We start from the raw sequence: 23,685 nt of genomic DNA on the forward strand, positions 1-23,685 counted from the left end.
CGGTCAGGCCCGCTCGATGCGTGGATCGAGTGCGGTCTGCATCACGTCCACGATGAGGTTAAGAAGGACGAAGAACATCGCCAGCACCAGGATCGAACCCTGGAGAAGGGGCAGGTCGCGCTGGAAGATCGCCGCGTTCAGGAGGAACCCGGTGCCGGGCCAGGCGAAGACCGTCTCGATCAGGATCGAGCCTCCGAGGAGGTAGCCGAGTTGCAGACCCATGATCGCCAGCGCGGTCGGGGCGGCATTGCGCACGACGTGGCGGAACACACCGAACTCGGTCAGTCCCTTGGCGCGCAAAGCCTCGACGAAGTCCTGGCCGAGGATGTCGCCGACGAGCGCCCGCACGGTGCGGGCGATGATCCCCATCGGGATCACCGACATCGTGAGGGCCGGCAGGATGATGTAGCGCAGGTGCTCGAAATCGGGGCGCCAGTTGCCCGAGCCGTCCGGGCCGGCGCCCGTCGGCGGCAGCCAGCCGAGATTGGCCGAGAACACGATGACCAGCACCATGCCGAGCCAGTAATGCGGGACACTTACTCCGAACACCGACACCATCGAAGCGAGCCGATCGAGGATCGAGTTGCGGCGGTAACCCGCCACGAACCCGAACAGGGTTCCGAAGGTGAAGCCGATCAGCGTCGCCAGCGAGGCGAGGATCAGGCTGTTCACCACCGCCCGGCCGACCTCCGAGAGCACGGGGCGTCCGGTCGCGATCGAGTTGCCGAGGTCGCCGTGCAGCACCCGCCACAGCCAGATCGCGTATTGCACCGGCAACGGCTTATCGAAGCCGTAGGCTGCCCGCATCTCGGCGATCGTCTCCTGGCTCGCATCGACCGGCAGGACCGCGCTCAGCGGATCCCCGGGCGCCAGATGGACGAGGAGGAAGCAGACGAGGCTGACGCCGAGGGCGACCGGCGTGACGTAGACGAGTCGTTTCAGAATGTAGAACAGCACGGGGCGAACGGGCTCCTGCGGCCCGGCGCCGGTCCCACGGAGGCAGGATCGGTACCGGGCAGTTGCGGTGTCGCGGTCCTCTCACGCCGGGGGTCGCCCGGGGCGAGAGCGCGCTAGCGGGACGGGCTCGCGATGGAGATCGGCGAGAAGTCCTGGAACCAGTTCTGAGCCTGCACGAAGCCCTTGACCTTCGGGCTCATCGCCCGCGGGTTCACGTCGTGCGTGATCATGATGAAGAGCGCATCGTCCACGAACTTCTCGTGGACCTTTTTCAAGACGGCGAGTTGCTGGGCCGGATCGAAGGCGTTGCGCACCTCGGCGAAGAGCTTGTCCATCTCGGGGTCGCAGTGATAGCCCCAGTTGGTGCCGGCCGGCGGCGTCAGATCACATTGCAGGTGGCGGATGAAGGCCGTGAAGGGATCCTGGATGAAGTAGGAATAGTTCATCCCCGTCGCACCGCGCGCCATGTCGGACTTGGCGCCGGCCCGCCAGATGTTGATGAGCGTGTTCCACTCCACCACCTCGAACGAGATCTCGATCCCGACCTCGGCGAGGCTCTGCTGCACGAACTCGTTCATCGGCAAGGGTTGCATCTGGCCCGAACCGGACGCCGAGATGAGGATCTTGGTCTTCAGCGGCTTGCCCGGCCCGTAGCCGGCCTCGGCCAGGAGTTTCTTGGCCGCCTCCGGGTCGTAGCCCGGCTTGAAGCTCGGGCTGCCGAACCATTGATGCCCCGGAGGCATGAAGCCCTGGGCGGGGATCGCGAGGCCGCCGAGTAACTCCTTCAGGCCTTCGCGGTCGATGGCGAGGTTGGCGGCCTTGCGCACCCGGACATCGTTCCAGGGCGAGCCCGGCACGCGCGAGAGATGCCAGGTCCAGTTATGCGGGTAGCTGTTCGTGACGATCTGGAATCCGGCACCCTTGAGGGACGCGACCGCGTCGGGCGCGGGCGCCTCGATCCAGTCGACCTGGCCGGAGCGCAGCGCGGCCACGCGGGCATTGGCCTCGGGCAGGGGCACGAGCACGAGCTTGTCGAGCTTGGGCACGCGGGGTTTGTCCCAGTACTCCTTGTTCGGCAGCATTTCGGCGCGCTCGCGCGGAGCGAACAGGCTGAGCTTCCAGGGACCCGTGCCGGAGGGCGTCTTGGCGAAGGCCTCCCAGCTCTTGCCGAGCTTCTCCCATTGCGCGGGCGAGGAGATCATCACCCAGGCGATCTGGTAGGGCAGGGTGGCATCCGGCGCCTTGGTCTTGATCTCGACCGTCAGCGGATCGATCACGCGGTAGCTCGCCACCGCCGGGATACGCGAGCGGCCCTGGGCCGATTGGCGCGGATCGAATTGCGGGACATCGTTCTTCAGCAGCTTATCGAGGTTCCACACCACCGCGTCCGCGGTGAAATCCGATCCGTCGTGGAATTTCACGCCATCACGGAGCTTGAAGGTCCAGAGCGTCTTGTCGTTGGCGTCCACCGTCCAACCTGTGGCGAGGCCGGGCGCGAGATCGGAGGGCTTCGTCGCGCTCGACAGGTCCCAGTTCACGAGCCCGTCATAGACGGTGTAGCCCATGAACCGCATGCCCTCGCCGCCGTTGTCGGCCTGACCGGTCGTCAGCGGGATGTCCGACGCGGTCATGCCGATCCGAAGCACGCCTTGCGCGACGGCCGGCACGGCCGCGACAGAGAGTGCCGTGGCGAGCGCGAGGCGCAGCCCGAGCGAGTGACCGAACCGATTCCGAGATTGAGCCCGCATACCGAAAAGCCGTCCCCTGAGGTCCCGTGGCCGCTCCTTGGTGGAGGGCGCTTCCGGGTCGGCGTCCTGTATGCAAGCTCGCGGCCACACAGTAGCGGGCACGCACGGGCGGACCGATCCGATGTCGGATCAACGAGGCTAAGTTACGACAAGATCATGTGTTTCTTGGACCCGATCTCAGCGCGGCATCGATTACCCGTCGGTCCTGCGAGCAGTCGTGGCAGATCCTCAGCGGCCCCGTGCGTCGATCGAAATTCCCAGGGCCTGGAAGTCGTGTCACCCAATTCCAGGGCGACCGGAACTGCCCGAGCGGTGTTGACACCGTCGCTGAAGGAGGCCCGAAACTCGCAAGCTCAGGGCGAGCGGTCGCCTTGCTCTTTCCTGGCCAAGCCCGAACGCTGGCGGGCCCGCGCGGCTCCGGAGAACCTCATGCAGATCGATGACCCCACGGTGAAGGCCGAAGTCGAGGCGGCTTTTCGCGCCTACGAGCAGGCCCTCGTGACGAACGACGTGGCGACCCTCGAAGCCCTCTTCCACGACGATCCCCGCACGATCCGCTACGGAGCCGGCGAGAATCTCTATGGAATGGACGCGATTCGCGCGTTCCGACGCGCCCGCTCGCCGGCAGGTCTTGAGCGGCAGCTTGTCCGAACCGTCATCACCACCTACGGCCAGGACTCCGCGAGCGCGATGACCCTGTTCACGCGTCGCGGTGCGCCCGGTCGGATCGGGCGCCAGAGTCAAACCTGGATGCGTTTTTCGGATGGCTGGAAAGTCGTCGCGGCCCATGTCAGCCTCATCGAGGATGCTGATGCTGGAGTTGGCGCGTGATCCCTCGAAGCCGGTCCCGCAGGGACGCGTTCGGCGCCTCCAAACCGCGGAGCGAGACCTCGCCGCCCCTCAGCTGATCGGCGTGCCGGGCTCCGCCTTCATCCGTTCGGTCGTGGTGTAGAGGGCCGCGCCGCAAGCGGCCGCGTCGACGGGGGTGAGGCGCAGGACGAGCTCCGCTCCGCCGAGCAGGCCGAGGATGAGGGCCGGCATGCCGCTCGCGTCGAATGTGCCCGATTTCCAGGCAGTCACGGGCAGTTCAGCCTGCACGATCACCTCACCCGGCTCCAGAATCTGCGCCTCGCGGCTGTAGAGTGCACTCGCGGCGAGCAGCGACGTTCCGAGCTGGGCGGCAAGAGCGGGAGAAACGTCCATCATCACGATCTGCGAGCCGGTGTTCAGGCGCAGACTCGGCAGACCGTTCGGGCCCGCGATCACGCTCAGGCTCGGCGTTGCGATCCTGCCGTCGTTTTGAGCACTCGGGATCGCATCGGGGCCGGCATCCGTCATGAGCACATCCTCTCGCGCGACGGCTTCTGCCACGTTCGGCGAAGCGACGCCAACCGACGGATTGTCCCGAGTTCAAGGTCGATGCGGCGCGGCCTCCATGCGCCGCAGGCCGAGACCTCGCGCGACGATCGGGTCGAGCCCGGGTCCGACCTCGTTGCGGGCCAGCGCGAAACCGCCGGAGCCGCGATAGGTGAAGGCCGACCACGCGAACCCCTTCGCTTCGGCAAGCTCGCGCATGTCGCGGAACCAGCGCTCCCGCTCCGCCTGCTGCGCGGCTCCCGTGCTCGCGGGCGTCAGACGCGCACCGAACTCGCCGAGCAGGATCCGTTGCGGCGCGATGGTCCGGCTGCGTGCCCATTCACCGACCTCGTCGAAAACCTTCGCGAGGGCGCCGCGGTCGAAACCCGAGCGCTGGTAGCTCTCGAGCTGGCGCGTCGCGGTCGCCAGCGCTGCCGGCTTCGCGTCGGCCTTCATGTCCGATTGCGCGATGATGCGGCTCATCGCGTCCAAGCTCTCATTCAGCGGCCGCGCGCGAGCCGGATATGGTACGTCGGCAAGCAGAGCGGCGGCGTTCCACGACGCCCCCTGATGCGTGAACTGAAACGGATCATAGGCGTGGAAGGTGTAGAGGACGGCTGGATCGTCGGCGAATGGCCTTGTATCCATGCCGGTGAGGCCGGAAACCGCGTTCTGGTTTCCGCCGCCAAGAACCAGCGACAGGCGCGGCGCCCGGCTCCGCGCGGCCTTGTAGGCAGCCTCCAGCATCGGCTGCCACGCCGCCGACCCGATCGTCGGCTCGTTCATCAGCTCAAGCGCGACCTTCTCGGACTTGATCTCGGTGAGGAGGCCTGCGATGCGCGAGACGAGGCCGAGATAGGCCTGGAAGCCCGAGCTGCGCGAGCTCACGGTCAACGCCTGGGACTCGTAGTCGGGGTGAAGATCACTCGGGTGCAGGTCGACGATCACTCCGAGCCCCGCCGCGAGAAAGCCCCGGACCGTATCGATCAGGAAGCGGTCCGCCCAATCGCGCTTCCATCCGGTGAATTGCAGGTAAGGCCCGGGATCGAGCGCGAGGCGCACGAAATCGAGGCCAGCGTCGGTCAAGCGGCGCATCTCGGCGGGCGGCATGGTTCGGTCCGCACCCGCAAAGGGCGGAAAGGCGAAGGCCCGGTCCGGGCCGACCTCCGCCCAGGCAAGGATGTGCGAGATGCCGATGCCGCGGTGAAACGGCACGCTCTCGGCGGCGAGGACCGGTCCGCCGACGAGATAGGCCGCGATCCAGATCGCCGGGAGACGCCGCCTCATCGGGAGGCGCTGGGCTCACGGCCGCTCAGCATATGCGCCACCGGCGGCCCGAACTTGGTGCGAACCGCCCGGTAGAACCCACCGACCTTGCAGGACAGCGTCGAGGGCGTGTCGGTGCTGGCGAGGGTCTCGCGCGGCAGGGCGTGCAGATGCCGGAGGTGATCGGAGAATACGGCCCCGTGCCGGGTGGTCACGGCGGTCTCGAAACCGAGTTCCTTGGCAAGCTTGGCCTCCCGGATGCCGCAGGCGCGCGGGTTGCCGAACGGATAGGCGAAGTGGCGCACCGGCCGATCGAGCATCAGTTCGAGAAAGCTGCGGTTCTCGGCCATCTCGCTGCGCGCCGCGTCCTCCGGGGCGAGCGCCAGATTGATATGCGTCGTTCCATGCGCGCCGATCGTCACCAAGGGGTGATCGGCAAACCGCCGGATCTGATCGCGCGTCAGCCCTTCTTTCAGAACGAGTGAGGCGATGTCGATGTCGGACAGGGCGATCAGGCTCCGGATCAAGGGCAGGAGCATGTAATCGTCGTGGACGAGCCGCTCGATCTCGATATAGGTCGCGACCTTCGCGGCCCGGCTCTCGCACGTGAAGCTGCGCCCGATACTCGGGAGGGTGATCGTGTCGCGCCTGCGGATCAGCTCCGCCAAGCCGAGCCACCAGGCATCGATTTCGCCCGTCATCATGCCGGTGGTGACGTAGACGGTGAACGGCGCGCCGTGCCGCTCCATCACCGGAAGCGCGTGGACGAGATTGTCCGCGAACCCGTCGTCGAACGTGAAGGCTGCAAACCGGCCAGGCGCCCCGGACTGGAGGCGGCGAACCGCCTCATCCAGGCTGACGAAGTCCACACCGAGCCTGCGCAAGAAGCCCAAGGCCGCATCGAGGCGGGAGACCGGGCACCGCAGGCTCGCGTCGGGATGAAAAGTACCGTCCGGGACAACGGAATGGAGCATGAAGAGCGTGCCAGCTCCGCCGTAACGCTGGGAGAGGGCGCGCGCCAAGCCGCTCCGATGCGCTATGATCGGCAGACCGGTCTTCAGCAGCGCGCGCGCATCCATCTCGGTCGTTCCCCAACGCTTTCATTCTGAACCGGCCGACCCCAGCCGAACTGTTAAGGATATCGGCTTCCAGCAGTCCGTCTTCAGCTGCGAACGAACGAAAGTGCCTGTTCAATCCCCTGAACTTATACGAAGTGGTTCCCGGACACCAAGTCTTCATCGAAACACGGTAAAACCACGGCCTTTTCCATCGGACCCTATCTGTGATCGAAGATCGAGCTGATTCTTCCTTGGCTTCCGGACAATGGTCCATGCAATCCGCGCGAACCGCCTCGGCCCTCCCCGAAGAAAATCGCCGTCCGGGTGCTGCCGAGCACTTCGAGTTGTCGCGCGCGCCTGAGGATTGGACCATTCCTGATTTAGCGGGCGCCGGCCTAACGATCTTCCACAGCCTCGCGGCGAGTGAGGAGATCTGGCAGCAGGCTAGCAAGACCTGCTCCTGCAGCGCGTTCCAGACCTTCGAGTGGGTCTCGACTTGGTTCGACACCGTCGGCGTAGCCACCGGTGTGAACGCCTGCCTCGTTCACGTGACCACGCGGGGCGGCGAGACCCTGCTCCTCCTCCCTCTGGCGCTTACCTTGAAGGGCTCGGTTCGGAGCCTCGAATTTCTCGGGGGTGATCTCACCGATTACAACCTCCCGCTGATCAATCCAAAACGGGCGATCGGCACCATCGACATGGCTCGGCTCTGGAGCAACATCCTCGCTCGGTTGCCCCGCGTCGATCTCGTACGCCTCACGCGGATGCCGCTCGCCTTCGACGGGGTCCCCAATCCCCTGGCGAGCCTGCCGGGCCTCAAGCCCCACACGAACGCGTATGGGGCGAGCCTGCCGGATAATTTCGCGGCGTTCGCGGCGGCACGCAGCACGCAGTTCTTCAGCCAGAACCGGCGCTATCGCCGCCGCCTCGAGAAGATAGCACCCGTGCGCGTCGCTTTTCCCGAGGCGGAAGCGGAGCGTCTCGCGATCACCCGCTTCCTGCTCGAGCACAAATCCCGCTGGCAACAGGCGGCGGGCCTGTCGGACACCCTGGCTCAGGATGCGAGGGTCGCATTTTACGAGCGCATGACCGGCGCGCCGATGCGTGAGGGCAGCATCAGCGTCGCGGGGCTCTGGGTCGGCGACGAACTCGTCGCGGGTCTCTGGGGCGTGATCTTCCGCGGTCGCTACGCCTTCCTGATCACCACCTACCGGGCCGATTGGAGCCGGTTGTCGGTCGGACGTCTTCTGATCGAGAGCGTCATCCAGATGTGCATCGCGCGGGGTGATCTCACGGTCTTCGACCTGACGGTGGGCGAAGAGGGCTACAAGGCGGACTGGGCCGATCATACCCTGCCGCTATACCGGTATCAGGCCGCCCGCACCTTGCGCGGACGCCTGATCCTCGCGCTCTGGCATGCGCGCGAGCGGGTGAAGGGATGGCCGGGCCTCCGTCGGAGCGTGCGCGCCGCAGCGACGTTCAGGCACCGACTGCGAAATCGCACCTGACCTCGCAACGCACACCGCGAAGGATGCACAGGGCAGCGGTGCCGAGGCTTCCTTTCGGCAGAGGTTCAACTTGGCACACGCGGAAGTTGGCCTTGCGCTTGCGCAGCTACTCACAAGCGCAAAGGCACTGTGCCACCCAGACACAGGTTGGCAATCCTCATCGGATGCTGTGTCTGGAGGCGGGACGACCGTATCAACGCGACACATTCTTGGATCAGCAGGCTCACGACATCGTGCCAGATCAACCGACCATCAGTATCGTCATCAAGGCGCTCAATGAGGAGCAGCGCATCGCCGCGGCGATCGAGAGCGCGCTCGCGGCGTTGGCGGGACATGACGGTGAAGTCATTCTCGCCGACAGCGCCTCCACGGACCGGACGCTGGAGATCGCCCGCCGCTACCCGATCCGCATCGTCACGCTTCAGCGGATCGCTGATCGATCCTGCGGAGCGGGCGCCCAGCTCGGCTACCAGTACTGCCGCGGGCGCTTCATCTGCCTCATCGACGGCGACATGAAGCTGCAACCCGGCTTCCTCGGGAAGGCCCTGGAACAGCTCGCGCGCGACCCGATGCTCGCGGGCATTGGTGGCCTGATCCGCGAGCGGGAGACGAGCAACGTCGAGTTCGAAGCGCGCGAGCGACGCATCGAGCCGGACCGACAGCCGGGAGCGGTGAGCCGCCTCGATTGCGGCGGCCTCTATCGCCGCGAGGCGATCGAGGCGATCGGGTACTTCACCGACCGGAACCTGCACGGGGGCGAAGAACTCGATCTCGGCTGCCGCCTCCACGCTGCTGGCTGGACCCTGGCACGGATCGACAGCGTCGCGATCGACCATCACGGGCATTCGGACGGGGATTTCCGGTTGCTGGCCCGCCGATTCCGGAACAAGACCGCCTTCGCCACCGGGGAGGCCTTCCGAGCCGCGTTCGGCCAGCCGCAGTTCCGGCTGATCTTCCGGAACAACAACGCCTTCCTGCTCTGCGCAATCATCCACCTGTGGTGGTTGTCGATGCTGGCGGCGCTCGTTGCCGTTCCGGGCTGGCAGAAGGCGGTGGCGTTCGGCGTGCTGCTGGCCCTTCCCTTCGGTGCCATGGCGCTGAAGTGGCGCTCGTGGCGTTACGCGCTCTACGCGGTCTCCGCCTGGAACATCTACGCGGTGGGATTCTGGTTCGGCCTCCTGCGTCCGCGGATCCGTCCGCAGGCCTGGATCGACGGCCACGTCGTGGCTGACGCGAAGCCGAACTCGGCCGCCGCGTAAGTGCGGCGATACGCAAAAAACTTTTCGAAAATTCGAAAGCATTCCTTCCGATTTTGATCGCTCTTCTACTCGTTCTCCCGAGTCTATTTCTGTGGACATCGCGTTACGGCGAGCAGAGACCAAGCGTTTTTAGTTGGCCGTCGTGGCATCGCGCGAGGCGATGTGTCGTAGAAGCTGTGCTGGAGGAAACGATGCTACTGAATCCGACGGCGCCTCCGCGAGCCTCCGGTCCCCTCACGCCATGATGGGCGGTCAGGGCGTTCGAACGACTTCACCCCATCGGATCGGCGTCCGCGTAACGGCGTCACTCGCACCCGCGCGGACTGGCGCGTCCAGCGGCATGGATCGGCGGCGTTGATGTCGTTTGCTCAGAATCGCCTCCTCTCGATTAACAACTACTTCTACCCGCGCGGAGGTGCTGAAGTACTGTTCCTGGAGCAGAACCGGCTGTTCGAGGGCATCGGCTGGGATGTCGTGCCCTTCGCGATGCGACATGCTAACAATCTGCCGACCGCCTACGAGAACTACTTTCCTGACGAGATCGAATTCGGTCGCGATTACAGCCTGGCGCGCAAGCTGCTCAACGCACAACGGGTGATCTATTCCCGTCAGGCCCGCAGCAAGCTCGGAAACCTCCTCGACCGGGCGAGGCCGACGATCGCGCACGCCCACAACATCTATCACCACCTCTCCCCCTCCGTGCTTCCCCTGCTGCGCGAACGGGGGGTCCCGACCGTCATGACGGTGCACGATCTGAAGCTCGGCTGTCCGGCCTACACGATGATGCGGGATGGCCGACCCTGCGACAGCTGCAAGGGTGGGCGCCTCTACAACGTCGCGGTCCATCGCTGCATCAAAGGATCGCTCGCCCTGTCGGGCGTCGTGATGGCGGAGAGCTATATCCACCGCTGGCTGCGGCTCTACGAGGCCAACATCGCGCGCTTCGTCGTGCCGAGCCGCTTCGTCATGGAAACCCTCATCGGCTGGGGCTGGCCGCGCGAGCGCTTCGTGCACGTGCCGAATTTCGTCGACGTCGCCCGCTTCCGACCCGACGAGCCGATCGGGACGCGCTTCGTCTATTGCGGTCGCCTGGAGCGGCTCAAGGGGGTCGAGACACTGGTGCGAGCGGCCGCGCGTTCCGGCCAGCCGCTGACACTCGCCGGCCGCGGTCCGGACGAGACCCAACTGCGTGAGCTGACGGAAAGGCTCGGCGCCGACGTGCGGTTCCTCGGTCACGTGAGCAAGGACGAACTCGCCGACGTGCTCCAGACGGCGCGCGCCGTCGTGGCGCCGTCCGAGTGCAACGAGAACGCGCCGCTTGCGGTGCTCGAAGCCTACGCGGCCGGACGCCCGGTCATCGGTGCCAGGATCGCCGGCATCCCCGAACTCGTTCGCGAGGGCGAGACCGGCAGCCTCGTCGCATCGGGCGATGTCGAGGCTCTCGCCGACGAGCTCGCGCGCTACGCCGCCCTGCCGGATGCGAGGCTCGCCAGGATGGGGGCGGCCGGGCGTGCCTGGGTCGAGCGCGACTTTACCGCCGCCGCCTATCGCGACCGGCTCGTAGCTCTCTATTCCACGCTGACCCCGGGAGTCGCGGCATGATGGACGTGTTGGAGGCGCAGCCTGAGGTCGTTGATGCGGTCCGGCCGGCCCTGCGTGTGACGATGCTCGGCCTGCGCGGATTCCCGAAGGTGCAGGGGGGCATCGAGAATCACGTTGAGAATCTCGCCACGCGCCTCGTCGAGATCGGGTGCGAAGTCGAGGTCGTCGTGCGGCCCTCCTACATGGCTGCGGATGTCGGGCGCACCTGGTGCGGCGTGCGGTTCGCCCGCCTGTGGGCTCCCCGCACGACTGGCGTCGAGACCTTCTTCCACACGTTGATCGGCGTCCTGCGGGCCGGTGTGACGCGGCCCGACATCCTGCACATCCACGGCATCGGACCGGCCCTGTTCACGCCGCTCGGTCGCATGCTCGGGTTGCGGCTTGTGGTGACGCATCACAGCCTCGACTACGAGCGCGAGAAGTGGGGCTCATTCGCACGCTGGCTCCTGCGCCTCGGCGAGACGGCCGGAATGCGCCTGGCGCACGGACGCATCGTGGTGTCGGGGTTTCTCGCCGACCGCGTCCGCGGCCGCTATCAGGTGCCCGTCGAGATCATTCCGAACGGGATCCCGGCGCCGAACGTCGAGGCCGGCCCGGCGATCCTGCGCAGCTTCGATCTGACGCCAGGCCGCTACATCCTCACCGTTGCGCGCATCGACCCGGTCAAGCGCCAACTCGACCTGATCGCCGCGATGCGGCAGGCGCGCGCCCGCGGATGGAAACTGGCCATCGTCGGGAGCGCCGATTACCGCGACGGGTACGCGCGCGCGGTTTCGGATGCGGCTGAGGGCGTGGGCGATGCAGTGCTTCTCGGCCACCAGACCGGCACCAACCTGGCCGGCCTGTTCGGCCATGCCGGCGCCTTCGCGATGGTGTCGAGCGTCGAGGGTCAACCGATCGCCGTTCTCGAGGCCCTGAGCTACGGCTGCCCGCTGATCCTGAGCGACATTCCGGCCCACCGGGAGATCGCACCCGCCGGCACGCGGTTCATCGCCGTCGGCGACGTCACGGATCTCGCCGCAGCCTTCGAGGCGGCCGCCTCGGGAGCGGCGGCGGAAGGGATCGATGCGGCAGACCGCATGCGCATCGCCGAGGCGCACGATTGGACGGTGATTGCCCGGCGCACGCTGCAGCTCTACCATCACGCCCTCACGGACCGCTGAGGGCTCCGCCGCCGGCGGTCGGGCAACCGGCTGTTGCCCGGGATCTCGGAAAGCAAGGCACCCGCACCGGGCGAAGCCATGCGGCGCGCTGGGAGGCCCGGCTCCTCAGGCGATGGTGATTGCCGCCGAAACCCGCCCGATCTCAAGCGCGCCGGCGCAGGCTCTTTAGGCTCCAGCCCGTCCCGCCCGCCGAGAGCAGGAACGCTGTGCCGACGATGGCGAGAACGAGGCAGGCGGCGAGCGTCGAGACCAATGAGGTCGCGTGGGCGTGATAACCGAGCGTGAGGCAGACGATCGCGATGGTCCCGATGTCGATGGGCCGGATCGTCACGACGCCGTACAGGCGCTGGGCGTAGACAGCGACGATCGGGTTCAGCGCCAGCGCCGACAGGATCATCGCCGCCGGGATCGCGGCCGAGCCGATCCAGGGAGCTGTCAGGTACGGCGAGAGCGCGAGCAGCAGGAAGGACGATACGGTCAGCCCGAGAAGCACGTCGGCCTTGCCGGCAATGACGAGCAGCCGGTCGGAGGTTGCGTAGAAAGAGGTGACGAAGGAGGGCACGGCGAGCCAGACCAGGAAGGTCATCGCCCCTCCGAACCCACCGAAGAGCGGCAGGACATAGGGGGCGACGGCGAGGATGCCGGCGATGGTCAGGGCCGTGCAGCCGATGGTCAGGCTGCGGCACAGGCCGGTGTCGCGCCGCAAGGCCGCATCGTCCTCCGCCTGCAGCAGGTGCCCGGCCAGGGGCGCGAAGCGCTTCAGCAGGATGAGCTGGAAGAAGGCGTAGAGTGCCGCGATGCGCGACGCCACCGCATAATCGGCCACGACCGCCGACGGGAACAGAGCGCCCGCGACGACGAGGTCGATCGCGCCGAGCTGGTTGGCGAAGAGTGTCGCGCCGACGAACTTCGCGCAGTACTGATAATCCCACCTTGTCCAGGCACGCATCCCCGGAATCTCCCGCGCCCAGATCCGTCGCGATGCCCAGAGCCACGGCAGTAAGACCGAGAGGGTGAGGACGTGGGCCACCGTACTCTCTGGCAACGCCAGGAAGGCCACGAGGGGCAGGAGCACGATGCGGGCCGCGCTCGGTGCCACCTCGCCGACCAGGATCGATTCCGAGACCCGGGAGCGGCCTTCGAGTGCCCCGGTGGCGACCACCAGAAGCGTGCTGAACACCGCGAAGGGGGCGAGCAGGACCATCCAATCCGCGAGCGCGGGCTTGTTCAGGGCAGTGGCGATCAAGCCCGCTTCGCGCGCGCCGATCAGGGCAAGGAGACAGGACGCTGCGCCGGTGATCAGGGCGGTGAACCGGTGAAGGCGAATCTCGGCCGCCCTGTCTTCAGGATGGCGCGAGATGTGAAACAGCAGGACGAGGGAGCCGCCGACACCGAGGGCCGTTCCGATGACGCGATAGATCCCGAACGCGATCATCATCTCGCCGAAGCCGGCCTTCGACAGGACCCGGCTCAGGAGGATCAATACGACGAATTGCGAGGCGAGCCCGAACATGCGGGCGCCAGACCCGAAGGCGGCAACCCGCAGATAGGCTCCGATTCCGGAACTGCCGAACAGGCCAGCGAGGCGACGCGTCGGTCCGCGCCGGCTCCCCTCTGGGGCGCCTTCCGCGCCGGGCGCTCCCGCCTCCGCAACCGCCCTCACCATCGACCCATCCGGCTGACTGATTCCGCCGACACCGCTCGGGCCGGCGCGCGTGGTGCGGTCCGCCGGCGTCCCCTCACTTGCCGTGCTGCGCCCGCAGGCCCTGCACCCGCCGCAGCGGCTCGATCGCAGCGCGCAACCCCGTGTAGGCAGCGACCTTCACGGCGTCGAGCGCCGGGCGTCGCCCGGGCGCGGGCTGCGGCATGCCCGCCCTGCGCAACATGGCATTGACGAAGAGCAGGCGGTTACGCCGCTTCACTTCGGTCGACTTCCAGGTAATCGCCATCGAGATCGAGTACGTCGCGCCGGTGCGGACCCAGTGCGGCCATTGATAGGGCACGAAGCAGCCGTCGCCCGCATTCATGCTGAACACCCGCGCCCGCGCCTCGAACTCCGGCTTGTAGGCGTGATTGCGATGTGCGTCGGGCGCGAATTCCATCTCGGCGGCGGAAACCACCCCGCCATCCTGGTTGTCGATGATGTGGAAGAACTTCTCACCGTGGACCTGGACGAAGAAATTGTCCTCCGGGTCGGAGTGGAACGGCGTCGTCGCGTTCGGCGAGGATACGAAGACGAAGCCCTCGATATTCGTGAAGCCAGCGGCAGCGGCGTTGGCATGGCCGAGATCGCGCGCGAAGCGATCGAGCACCTCGGTCAGGAGCGCGCCGTAGGCCGGGTCGCGCTCGACGCGCTTGAGAACCAGCCAGGCATTCGCCTCGCGGATCCGGCGGACCACCTCGACGGGATCCATGTCGATCAGCGGCACCGTCTCGGGGTTCTGGTCGATGCCGACCTTGCCGGAATTGTACTCGATGCTGTCGCGCGGCATGCTGGCGGCCAATTCGATCAAGCGATCGAGCGACAGCAGCGGGTTGTTCGCCAGATTGTGCCGGATCCCGAAGGGCACCTTCGGGAAGTCGGACAGATCCTGTGCCGAGACGTCGATCTGGCTAGCCATGTTGCCGGGCCCTTGGAAGCTTGGATTCTTCAGGACAGACCTAACTTTCCGGCACCTGCCGAACAATGGCTCCGCTCCATCAGGATGGGATTATCGAATTTTAACCTTTATTCCGCGATGAGCGCCACGCCCGGATTCCAGTCCGGAAAGCGCGACTTCGTTGACGGATGGTCTCCCGCAGGCGCTCGGCTCCGGCCACGAGTCCGAAAGCAGGCCCGGTCTCAACCAGTATCGACATCACGGGAAACCGCTCGACCCAGAGCCGATCGATCATCGGATGATCAGCAATCGCGATGGAATCGGCGCTCGCGAGGGCAGGATCGTCGAGGAGATGGGCGGTGAGATCGAGGGTAAGGAGGAAACCGGGCGAGAACCGCCCGAGATCCTCGGCGTAACAGGTCTTGGTATAGTAGGCGCGATTCTGCGCGGTGAGCACGAGGCCGGCCGCGATCGGGCGCTCGTCGAGGCTGAGAATCGCGATCCGGATGGCGTCGTGGGCAGCAAGACCCGCCGCGGCATCGCGGAGAAACGCCGCGGAGCCCGGCGCCGTCTTGAGGTCCGTGCCCTCGCGGCCCTTCCAGCCTAACGCCTCGAGATCGAGGAACAGTTCGACTGCGGCAGCGATCTCCAGCGGGCCTCGTGCGACACGAAAGGTCAGGGACCCGATGTCGGCGAGGCGGCGTCGTTGGCGATCGGCCTCCTTGCGCCGCCGGGTCTCCAAAGTCGCCCGCATGTAATCCGAACCCGGAAGCGCGCTCTGAAGGAAGGCGCGTCGGAACCCGTCGATGCGAACCCGACGAACGCCCGCATCCGCTTCGAGCTTGGCCAGTACCGCGTCAACCTGTCCGCCCTCGTGCAGATACGGGAGGTGGAGCGCGTGGATTCCGCGCTGTCCAAGCGATGCGAGCATTGCCGCGAGGGTCGCATCCGGCGCTTCGGCGCCGAGCAAGGGCGTGCTGATCGTGCCGTAGAACGCCGCGGCCTGACGCGCCGGAAGGGGCGCGAGGTAGCGCGCCCCGATCCCGACGATCGGCAGGACGCCGACGAGGTCGCGGCGCTCCTCCCCGCGCCAGACCATCACGACCGAGCCGCGGCGCCCCTCGGGCAGATGGCGGAGCCCGGGGATCGCGAGATCGGGTGCGAAGAACGGGTTGGGCTCGAGGGCGCGGGCCGCCAGGTCACGCCAGCGCGCGGCATGCTCGGCGGCGGCCTCCACCTCCAGGATCTCAGCTGTGAGGGCTACGCTCACGCGAAGGCCTCGACCTCTGCACCCGGTCGATGCATCCTCGGCCACGTCGCTCCACACGGCCGTAACCCCGCCTCGAACTGCGTCATCAGCCTGCCATCCCGCTCGAACGTTGCGGGCGATTAGCATCCCGGGCTTAAGCGCGCGTTTCGGCGATCCTCGGTTCCCAAAAAGGCGGGCGTTTCATGCCTGTGGCGCAACGTTTGTTCCCGAGATTTCCCGGCACATGCACACCGAAATTTACGGAGCCGGGCTCGGCGCGAGACGTTCTGATGTCACGGCTCACGCGGCTTTCCAACAGCGACCACGCTGAACCAGTATTTATGGGACACGATAACATGGCAACCAAGCAAAAGACCTTGCACGACGCGTTCTATGAGACGCTGAAGGACGTGTACTACGCGGAAAAACAGTCAGTGAAAGCGCTTAAGAAGTCGGCCAAGGCAGCGGAGCACGACGAGTTGCGGCAAGCCTTCGAGACCCATGCCGAGGAGAGCGCGGCGCAGGTCGAGCGCTTGCAGGAGGTGTTCGAGCTGGTTGGAAAGCCCGCGCGGGCGAAGACCTGCGAGGCGATGCAGGGCATCACCAGCGAGATGGAAGAGGATCTCGAGGATTTTGCCGACAGCCCGGCGGCTGATGCGGTTCTCGCGGCCTGCGCCCAGGCCGTCGAGCATTATGAGATTGCCCGCTACGGCACGCTGAAGACCTGGGCGACGCAGCTCGGATACGCCGATGCCGCCAAGCTCCTCGATCAGACCCTTCAGGAGGAGAAGAAGGCCGATGCGCTCCTGACGCAGATTGCCGAACGCATCAATCTCTCGGGTGATGAGGGCGCGGACGCGGATGCGAACACTGGTGCCAAGGCCAAAGGCAGCGCGAAACCCCGGGCCGCCTGAGGGGGTTCAGTAGGGTCGAGCTCAGCATGATTCAGGAGCAGATGCCGGTCGTCGGATCCGACGGGGGGCATGTCGGTACGGTGGATCATCTCGAGGATCAACGCATCAAGCCGACCAAGACCGACCCGGACGCGCAGGGCCGTCACCATTGTCTTCACGTCGACTCGATCGCGGCAATTGCCGATGGAGTGGTCCGCCTGAACCTAACCGCCCCCGAGGCGGAGGACGAGGAGGCTGTCGCCCACTGAGACGACGATCACTCATGGGTTCAAGGAGGGGCCGCCCGCGGGTGGCCCCTCTCACATCGAGCAGGCATGGCCGGGACATCGCATTGCGGAAAGACGCGGCACCCAGGCACCCGATCCGCAGCATCCACGCCGAGAGGGCGTTCCGGTCGCGCGCTTCGATCTGGCGATCAGGGTTAGGCAGCGACCCGGCCTCGGCGATTCAGACGTGTTCCGGCAAGCTGCGTCCTCCAGGCGACAGCGGGATCCCGAGGAGCTGCGCGATCTCCGGACCCGCGTCGTCGCCGAGGAGATCCGCGAGCGTGTAGCGATCGAGCACTGCGAGGAAAGCCGCCAGCGCCTCGCCGAGGACGTGCTTGAGCCGACACGGCGCCGTGATCGCGCAGGCGCCGGTCGCGAAGCACTCGACCAGAGCCAGATCGTCCTCCGTCTGGCGCACCACGGCGCCGACCACGATCTCCCCGGGCGGTTTGCCGAGGCGAAGGCCACCACCGCGTCCCCGGCTCGTTCTCACCAGGCCGAGGCGTCCGAGCTGATGCACCACCTTCGTCAGATGATTTTCAGAGATGCCGTAGGCGCGCGCGATCTGCGCGATCGAGCTCTGCTGCGGCTCGTGGAGACCGAGATAGATCAGCGTGCGGAGGGCGTAGTCCGTGTAGCGGGTCAGGCGCATCGGCGATCCGGGCGACGTTCGAAGCGAGATCTGAAGATATACGCGAGTTGCACCTTTGCGACGAGCCACATAGAAGATGCGACGTCGATGCCGAAGGCCGGATCACCGCGGAATGGTTGGCGGCACAGACGCCCCGCGACGCAGCGACCTACTATCTTTGCGGCCCGAAGCCGTTCCTCGGCGCACTCGTCCCTGGATTTCTGCGCCACGGCGTGCCGGCCGAGCGAATCCGCTTCGAGTTCCTCGGCCCGGCCGACGCGTTGATCGAGGACGACAGGCAGGCTGCCTGCACCCCCTGATGCGCCGCTCCAGATCGCAGCGGCGCCCCGACGCGAGGAGAACCCGCATGCCCATCGCCCGCATCGTCGCGGACGCCATCCTGGCCGCGTCCGCCGACGCGGTGATCGCCTCCGACAGCGACGGCACCATCTGCGTCTGGAATCCCGGTGCCGAGCGCATCTTCGGCTATAGCGAGGCCGAGGCTCTCGGTCAGTCCCTCGACATCATCACGCCCGAGCGCCTGCGGGCGCGGCATTGGGACGGCTATCGCAAGACCATGGCGACCGGAGAGAGCCGCTACGGCGAAGGCGCTCTCCTGTCCGTCCCCGGCATCTGCAAGGATGGGCGCCAGATCTCGCTCGAATTCACCATCGTTCCGCTCAAGGATGAGCAGGGCACCATGACCGGAGTGGTCGCAGTCATGCGCGACGTGACCGTGCGATTCGCCGAGATGAAGGCCCTGCGCCAGCAACTGGCGAACCGCTCAGGCTAGCCGGGAGCGCCGAGCCGTCCGCGCTCTCGTCAGGACGCTGCTTCCGGCACTGGCTTCGGTGCGTTGAGACTGGCATCGAGATCGGGCTCCGCTCCTGGCGTATCCTTCGCGATGCGTGTCGGGCCGGCAGAGCGAAGTCCGAGGCAGCTGAATCATGCGCATCCTCCTGATCAATCCGAATACGAGCGAGAGCGTCACCGACCTGGTGACAGGGCATGTGCGGCGCATCGCGGGCGGGAGTGCGGCGTTCGAGCCGGTCACCGCCCGGTTCGGGGCGCGCTACATCGCGAGCCGCGCGGCCCTCACGATCGCGGGGCATGCTGCCCTCGAATGCCTTGCCGAGCATGCGAATGGCCACGATGCCGTCTTTCTCGCCTGCTTCGGCGATCCGGGCCTGTCCGCCTTGCAGGAGGTCTCGGCGGTGCCGGTCGTCGGCATGGTCGAGGCCTCCTGCCGAGCGGCGGCCGCCGGCGATCGACGCTTCGGCATCGTCACCGGCGGCGCCCTGTGGCAGCCGATCCTCGGCGAAATCGTCGCGACACTCGGGCTCTCGGAGCAATTTGCCGGGGTGAGAACGATCACGCAGACCGGGGGAGAGATCGCCCGCGACCCCGAAGCCGCCCTGACCCACCTCGCCGCCGCCTGTTGCGCCTGCGCGGTGGAGACCGGGGCGGAGACCGTCATCCTCGGTGGTGCGGCGCTCGCGGGAATGGTGGAGCGCATCCAGCCCGCGGTTCCGGTGCCGGTGATCTGCTCGGTCGAGGCAGGCACGCGCGCGGTGATCGCGGCCGCCTCCCGGATCGAGCCGCCACCGCCCCGGATCATCGTCGAAACCGCTGGACTGTCGGGCCCGTTGTCGCGGATGCTCGGTGGTGCGTGACGCGTGCATCCGGGCTCGGACCGACCGAGCCCGGATGCACGCGTCACGCGGCGGCCCCGATGCCGGCTGCCCCGAAGATGCCTCGCCGGAGGCAGAAACGCCGCAGTGGCCAAGGTTCTGGCCCGCCCCTTGCTCGCGAGAGCGCAGGGAGCACCGCATGGATGTCGAGCTGATCCGTCTGACCAAGCGCTACGGCGAAACCCTCGCCGTGGACGCGATCGATCTGAAGATCCCGTCCGGGGCCTATTGCTGCCTCCTGGGGCCGTCCGGCTGCGGCAAAACCACGACGCTGCGGATGATCGGCGGGCATGAGGCCGTGTCGAGTGGCGATGTCGTGATCGGGCCGTATTCCGTTGGCGACGCACCGCCTGCCGAGCGCGGCACCGCGATGATGTTCCAGAGCTACGCGCTCTTCCCGCACTTGAACTGCCGGGACAACGTCGCCTTCAGCCTGAAGATGCGCGGGATCGCCAAGGCCGAGCGGCAGGCCAAGGCTATGAAGATGTTGAGCCTCGTGCAGATGGAGCATCTGGCCGAACGCCTGCCCGCCCAGCTCTCCGGCGGCCAGCAGCAGCGCGTGGCGCTTGCCCGCGCCCTGGTCACGGGCCCGAAGGTCCTCCTCCTCGATGAGCCGCTCTCCGCCCTCGATCCGTTCCTGCGCGTCCGGATGCGGGTCGAACTGAAGCGGATCCAGGCGGAACTCGGTCTCACCTTCATCCACGTCACGCACAGTCAGGAGGAGGCGATGGCCCTCTCCGACCTCGTCGTGGTGATGAAGGGTGGACGGATCGAGCAGGCCGCCGATCCGCGCACGGTGTTCGAGCGCCCGGCGACCGCGTTCGTCGCGCGCTTCATCGGCGGTCACAACGTGATCGGCCTCCCCGAAGGCCCCATCGCGGTCCGCACCGACCGGATGCGCCTCGGTGAGGATGCCGGCGAGGGGGCTCGTCCGGCGCGGGTGGTCGCGGTCGAGTACCAGGGGACCAGCGTCTTGGTCGGCCTCGATGCCGATGGGATCGAGAGGCCGGCCGACGGTTCCTCGGCACTCACCGCGGTGCTGAGCGATCACGCTTTCGCCGCGCGCCCGCTCGCCCTCGGCGATACCGTCCCGGTCGGCTGGGACGAGGCCGCCGCACACCGGCTCGATGCCTGACATCAAACCTTTCGCGCAGAACAAGCCAGGGGAAACACCCGCATGAGCGAGATCACCACACCGAACCGGCGCACCTTCCTGAAGGGGGCCGGACTGGCGCTCGGCGCCGGGCCGATCACCGGATTTCCGGCGATCCACGCGGCGGAGCCCGTGACGCTCCGCTACCTCGGAACGGCCGTGAACCAATCGGCCGAGATCGCTCGGAAGGTGAAGGAGGATCTCGGCATCACCATCGAATACATCCCGGTGGTCACCGACGAGGTGACCAAGCGCGTGGTGACGCAGCCGAACTCGTTCGATCTGGTCGACACCGAGTTCTTCAGCCTGAAGAAGATCATTCCCTCGGGCAATATCCTCGGCATGGATGCCAAGCGCATCAAGCTCGCCGACAAGATCACCAGCGTGTTCACCAAGGGCGAGGTCGCCGGCAAGACGATCGGAGACCAGGGCACGGCGCCGAAGAAGGTCTTCTACCTGGAGGGCCAGACTGGAAAGACCTTCGCGAGTTCCACCACCGAGTGGATCACCCTGATCCCCACGACTTACAACGCCGACACCCTCGGCATCCGTCCCGACCTGATCAAACGGCCGATCGGGAGTTGGAAGGAACTGCTGAACCCCGAGTTCAAGGGACGCGCGTCGATCCTCAACATCCCGTCGATCGGCATCATGGACGCCGCGATGGTGGTGGAGGCGACGGGCGACTACACCTACGGCGACAAGGGAAACATGACGAAGGCGGAAATCGACCGCACCATCAAACTCCTCATCGAGGCCAAGCGCGCGGGACAGTTTCGGGCCTTCTGGCAGGACTTCAACGAGTCCGTGAACCTGATGGCGTCCGGCGAGACCGTGATCCAGTCGATGTGGTCGCCCGCCGTCACCAAGGTCCGCTCGCAGGGGGTGCCCTGCGTCTACCAGCCGTTGAAGGAGGGCTACCGCGCCTGGGCCTCGGGCTTCGGCCTGCCGAAGACGCTGAGCGGGCGCAAGCTCGATGCCGCCTACGACTTCGTCAACTGGTTCCTCTCGGGCTGGGCCGGAGCTTACCTCAACCGGCAGGGCTACTACTCCGCGGTGCTGGAGACCGCCAAGGCGCATATGGAACCCTACGAGTGGGCCTACTGGATGGAGGGCAAGGCGGCCGAGAAGGACATCAAGGGTCCGGACGGCTCGGTCCTCGAGAAGGCCGGCGCAACGCGCGACGGCGGTTCCTTCGAGGCGCGCATGGGCTCGGTCGCCTGCTGGAACGCGGTGATGGACGAGAACACCTACATGGTCCGCAAGTGGAACGAGTTCATCGCCGCGTGAGCGCGGCACCGCATCGCCGCGCCTGCCACGCGCGACGCGACTGGGCGCCAAGTCGCGGCGCTCGGGTCCTGTGCCTCTGTGCAGCGCCGGGGAGAGCCCGATGACCGAGATCGTCCTGCCCGCGCCAGCGCTCGCCGCCGACAAGCCGCGGACCAGCCTCAATGCGGGCGAGCGGCGGCGGCGGCGCCTGACCTACCTGCAGGCGGCGCCGATGGCGCTCGTGTTCCTGATCTTCCTCGCGATCCCATTGCTGCTGACCTTGATGGTCAGCTTCTGGGAATACAACGAGTACGAGATCGTGCCGGCCTTCACGCTGCAGAACTACCGCGACGTCTTCGAGGGCTGCCTCAACGGCAGCGATCTCTGCACCACGGTGCGGACCTACCTGTCGACGCTGAAGTTCTGTGCGCTGACCTGGGTCTGCACCCTGCTGATCGGCTTCACGGTGGCCTACTTTCTGGCATTCCACGTCCGCTCGCGCACGACCCAGACGGTGCTGTTCCTGATCTGCACGATCCCGTTCTGGACCTCGAACGTGATCCGGATGATCTCGTGGATCCCCCTCCTCGGACGCAACGGGCTCGTCAACGACACGCTGCAGAGCCTTGGCCTGACCAAATCTCCAATCGAGGGGCTGCTCTACTCGAACTTCTCCGTCACGCTCGCCTTCGTGCACCTCTACACCGTCTTCATGATCGTGCCGATCTTCAACAGCATGGCACGGATCGACCGTGCGCTGATCGAGGCCTCCTACGACGCGGGTGCCACGGGCTGGCAGACGCTGGCGAACGTGGTCATTCCCCTCTGCAAACCGGGCATCGCCATCGGGTCGATCTTCGTCGTCACCCTCGTGATGGGCGATTTCGTGACCGTCGGCGTCATGGGCGGGCAGCAGATCGCCTCGGTCGGCAAGGTCATCCAGGTTCAGATGTCGTATCTGCAGTTCCCGGCCGCCGCGGCCAACGCGATGGTGCTGCTCGGCGCGGTGATGCTGATGATCCTCGGCCTGACCCGCATCATCGACCTGCGCCGGGAGCTGTGAGCGCGTGAGCGACCGTCCCCGTACCCTCTCGTTCTACCTTCTGGCAGCGTTCTTCGCGCTGTTCGTGCTGTTCCTCTACGGCCCGACATTGACGATCCTCGTGCTCAGCTTCCAGGGGCCGCAGGGCGGCCTGACCTTCCCGCTGAACGGGGTCTCGACGCACTGGTTCTCGCGCCTCTGGGCCGGCGTCGGCGTGGTCGACATCTGGGCTGCCTTCGGGCGATCCCTCCGGCTCGGCCTCGTTGCCATGGCGCTGACGGTGTTGCTCGCCTTCTTCGCGGGCCTTGCCTTCCGCAAGGGTTTTCGGGGCTCCAACCTCCTGTTCACTCTCGCGGTCGCGAGCCTGATCGTGCCCTCGATCGTCGTCTCCCTCGGCATCGGCCTGGAGTTCCGGGTGATCGACGACGGCATCAAGGCGCTCGCCACAGCGACGGGCTGGCCGTTTCTCCAGGACCACGGCACCGCGATGGGGCTCTACACCTCGGCCCTCGGCGCGCACTTGACCTGGACGCTGCCCTTCGGCCTCCTGATCATGTTCGCGGTCTTCAACCGCTTCGACCCGGCCTATGAGGAGGCGGCGCGTGATCTCGGCGCCACCGGTGCGCAGACGCTCACCCACGTCGTGGTGCCGATCCTCGCGCCCTCCCTTGTCGGCGTCGCCCTGTTCGGCTTCACCCTCTCCTTCGACGAGCTGGCGCGGACCAGCCAGGCGATCGGGGGACGCAACACCCTGCCGCTGGAGCTCCAGGGCCTGACCACGACCGTGACGACGCCGGAGATCTACGCCCTCGGCACGCTGACGACCGCCGTCTCGGCCGTCGTCATCGCCTCCGCCCTCTGCACCGTGCTCTGGCTTCAGCGCCGCCGGGCGCGCCGCGGACCGCTCAAGCTCTGACGGCCCTTCGCCCGGCTCGCCCGTGACGCTGTGGGCT

22 protein-coding genes and 1 pseudogene are annotated in these 23,685 nt (G+C 66.7%); 14 read left to right on the forward strand and 9 right to left on the reverse strand.

The window, feature by feature from the left end:
* Positions 1-3: 3 nt before the first annotated feature.
* Positions 4-957 (reverse strand): ABC transporter permease, encoded by a 954-nt coding sequence (locus tag F6X51_RS10010; RefSeq protein WP_150963119.1) that lies wholly within the window; start codon positions 955-957, stop codon positions 4-6.
* A gap of 113 nt (positions 958-1,070) precedes the next feature.
* Entirely contained in the window at positions 1,071-2,705 is a 1,635-nt protein-coding gene (locus F6X51_RS10015) for an ABC transporter substrate-binding protein (protein ID WP_150963121.1), read from the reverse strand.
* 429 nt (positions 2,706-3,134) lie between these two features.
* Here F6X51_RS10015 and hpxZ point away from each other — a divergent pair, with 429 nt between their 5' ends.
* Positions 3,135-3,536, forward strand: coding sequence for an oxalurate catabolism protein HpxZ (gene hpxZ, locus F6X51_RS10020; protein WP_150963123.1), 402 nt, complete (start codon positions 3,135-3,137; stop codon positions 3,534-3,536).
* A 69-nt stretch (positions 3,537-3,605) separates the two neighbouring features.
* Here the strand turns inward: hpxZ and F6X51_RS10025 are convergent, their stop codons facing one another.
* The 3 genes from F6X51_RS10025 to F6X51_RS10035 form a co-directional block, all read right to left on the reverse strand.
* Positions 3,606-4,043: a hypothetical protein gene (locus tag F6X51_RS10025; protein WP_150963125.1), complete on the reverse strand. Its 438-nt coding sequence runs from the start codon at positions 4,041-4,043 to the stop codon at positions 3,606-3,608.
* A gap of 72 nt (positions 4,044-4,115) precedes the next feature.
* A complete protein-coding gene (locus tag F6X51_RS10030) occupies positions 4,116-5,171 on the reverse strand; it encodes a glycoside hydrolase family 5 protein (RefSeq protein WP_191970059.1) in 1,056 nt (351 codons plus the stop codon).
* A 173-nt stretch (positions 5,172-5,344) separates the two neighbouring features.
* Complete coding sequence (locus F6X51_RS10035; RefSeq protein ID WP_150963130.1) at positions 5,345-6,406, reverse strand: polysaccharide deacetylase family protein; 1,062 nt, start codon at positions 6,404-6,406, stop codon at positions 5,345-5,347.
* A gap of 203 nt (positions 6,407-6,609) precedes the next feature.
* Here F6X51_RS10035 and F6X51_RS10040 point away from each other — a divergent pair, with 203 nt between their 5' ends.
* The 4 genes from F6X51_RS10040 (at position 6,610) to F6X51_RS10055 (ending at position 11,917) form a co-directional block, all read left to right on the forward strand.
* The gene (locus tag F6X51_RS10040; RefSeq protein ID WP_150963132.1) at positions 6,610-7,893 is read left to right on the forward strand and encodes a GNAT family N-acetyltransferase; all 1,284 of its coding nucleotides are present in this window, start codon (positions 6,610-6,612) and stop codon (positions 7,891-7,893) included.
* Between the two features lie 92 nt (positions 7,894-7,985).
* Positions 7,986-9,152: a glycosyltransferase gene (locus F6X51_RS10045; protein ID WP_191970060.1), complete on the forward strand. Its 1,167-nt coding sequence runs from the start codon at positions 7,986-7,988 to the stop codon at positions 9,150-9,152.
* Between the two features lie 357 nt (positions 9,153-9,509).
* Positions 9,510-10,754 carry a glycosyltransferase family 4 protein gene (locus F6X51_RS10050; protein WP_150963136.1) on the forward strand — a complete coding sequence of 415 codons (1,245 nt, stop codon included), beginning with the start codon at positions 9,510-9,512 and terminating at the stop codon, positions 10,752-10,754.
* A complete protein-coding gene (locus tag F6X51_RS10055; RefSeq protein ID WP_150963138.1) occupies positions 10,751-11,917 on the forward strand; it encodes a glycosyltransferase family 4 protein in 1,167 nt (388 codons plus the stop codon). Before F6X51_RS10050 ends, F6X51_RS10055 begins: the two co-directional genes overlap by 4 nt.
* Positions 11,918-12,059: 142 nt before the next feature.
* Here F6X51_RS10055 and F6X51_RS10060 read toward each other — a convergent pair whose 3' ends face one another.
* The 3 genes from F6X51_RS10060 to F6X51_RS10070 form a co-directional block, all read right to left on the reverse strand.
* Positions 12,060-13,583 carry a lipopolysaccharide biosynthesis protein gene (locus F6X51_RS10060; protein WP_150963140.1) on the reverse strand — a complete coding sequence of 508 codons (1,524 nt, stop codon included), beginning with the start codon at positions 13,581-13,583 and terminating at the stop codon, positions 12,060-12,062.
* A gap of 73 nt (positions 13,584-13,656) precedes the next feature.
* Positions 13,657-14,538: a cupin-like domain-containing protein gene (locus F6X51_RS10065; protein ID WP_150963143.1), complete on the reverse strand. Its 882-nt coding sequence runs from the start codon at positions 14,536-14,538 to the stop codon at positions 13,657-13,659.
* A gap of 100 nt (positions 14,539-14,638) precedes the next feature.
* Positions 14,639-15,913, reverse strand: coding sequence for a GNAT family N-acetyltransferase (locus tag F6X51_RS10070; RefSeq protein ID WP_150963144.1), 1,275 nt, complete (start codon positions 15,911-15,913; stop codon positions 14,639-14,641).
* 209 nt (positions 15,914-16,122) lie between these two features.
* Between F6X51_RS10070 and F6X51_RS10075 the strand changes: the two genes are divergently transcribed.
* Both F6X51_RS10075 and F6X51_RS10080 read left to right on the forward strand, forming a co-directional pair.
* Positions 16,123-16,680, forward strand: coding sequence for a YciE/YciF ferroxidase family protein (locus F6X51_RS10075; protein WP_150963146.1), 558 nt, complete (start codon positions 16,123-16,125; stop codon positions 16,678-16,680).
* A gap of 26 nt (positions 16,681-16,706) precedes the next feature.
* Positions 16,707-16,928: a DUF2171 domain-containing protein gene (locus F6X51_RS10080; protein ID WP_150963148.1), complete on the forward strand. Its 222-nt coding sequence runs from the start codon at positions 16,707-16,709 to the stop codon at positions 16,926-16,928.
* Between the two features lie 199 nt (positions 16,929-17,127).
* On the opposite strand, the gene F6X51_RS10085 is transcribed toward F6X51_RS10080, so the two are convergent.
* Positions 17,128-17,598, reverse strand: coding sequence for an Rrf2 family transcriptional regulator (locus tag F6X51_RS10085; RefSeq protein WP_150963150.1), 471 nt, complete (start codon positions 17,596-17,598; stop codon positions 17,128-17,130).
* Positions 17,599-17,678: 80 nt separating this feature from the next.
* Between F6X51_RS10085 and F6X51_RS10090 the strand changes: the two are divergent.
* The 7 genes and pseudogenes from F6X51_RS10090 to F6X51_RS10120 form a co-directional block, all read left to right on the forward strand.
* Positions 17,679-17,897: pseudogene (locus tag F6X51_RS10090) on the forward strand (nitric oxide dioxygenase); the annotation flags it as partial.
* 47 nt (positions 17,898-17,944) lie between these two features.
* Entirely contained in the window at positions 17,945-18,370 is a 426-nt protein-coding gene (locus F6X51_RS10095) for a PAS domain-containing protein (RefSeq protein WP_150963152.1), read from the forward strand.
* 154 nt (positions 18,371-18,524) lie between these two features.
* Positions 18,525-19,250, forward strand: coding sequence for an aspartate/glutamate racemase family protein (locus tag F6X51_RS10100; protein ID WP_150963154.1), 726 nt, complete (start codon positions 18,525-18,527; stop codon positions 19,248-19,250).
* 157 nt (positions 19,251-19,407) lie between these two features.
* Positions 19,408-20,403: an ABC transporter ATP-binding protein gene (locus F6X51_RS10105; RefSeq protein ID WP_150963156.1), complete on the forward strand. Its 996-nt coding sequence runs from the start codon at positions 19,408-19,410 to the stop codon at positions 20,401-20,403.
* Between the two features lie 42 nt (positions 20,404-20,445).
* Positions 20,446-21,711 (forward strand): ABC transporter substrate-binding protein, encoded by a 1,266-nt coding sequence (locus F6X51_RS10110; protein WP_150963159.1) that lies wholly within the window; start codon positions 20,446-20,448, stop codon positions 21,709-21,711.
* A gap of 100 nt (positions 21,712-21,811) precedes the next feature.
* Positions 21,812-22,753, forward strand: coding sequence for an ABC transporter permease (locus tag F6X51_RS10115; protein WP_150963161.1), 942 nt, complete (start codon positions 21,812-21,814; stop codon positions 22,751-22,753).
* Between the two features lie 4 nt (positions 22,754-22,757).
* The gene (locus F6X51_RS10120; RefSeq protein ID WP_150963162.1) at positions 22,758-23,648 is read left to right on the forward strand and encodes an ABC transporter permease; all 891 of its coding nucleotides are present in this window, start codon (positions 22,758-22,760) and stop codon (positions 23,646-23,648) included.
* The last annotated feature ends 37 nt before the right edge of the window (positions 23,649-23,685 follow it).

The sequence above is a fragment of the Methylobacterium planeticum genome, from assembly GCF_008806345.1.
In the GTDB taxonomy this organism is placed as follows: Bacteria; Pseudomonadota; Alphaproteobacteria; order Rhizobiales; family Beijerinckiaceae; genus Methylobacterium; species Methylobacterium planeticum.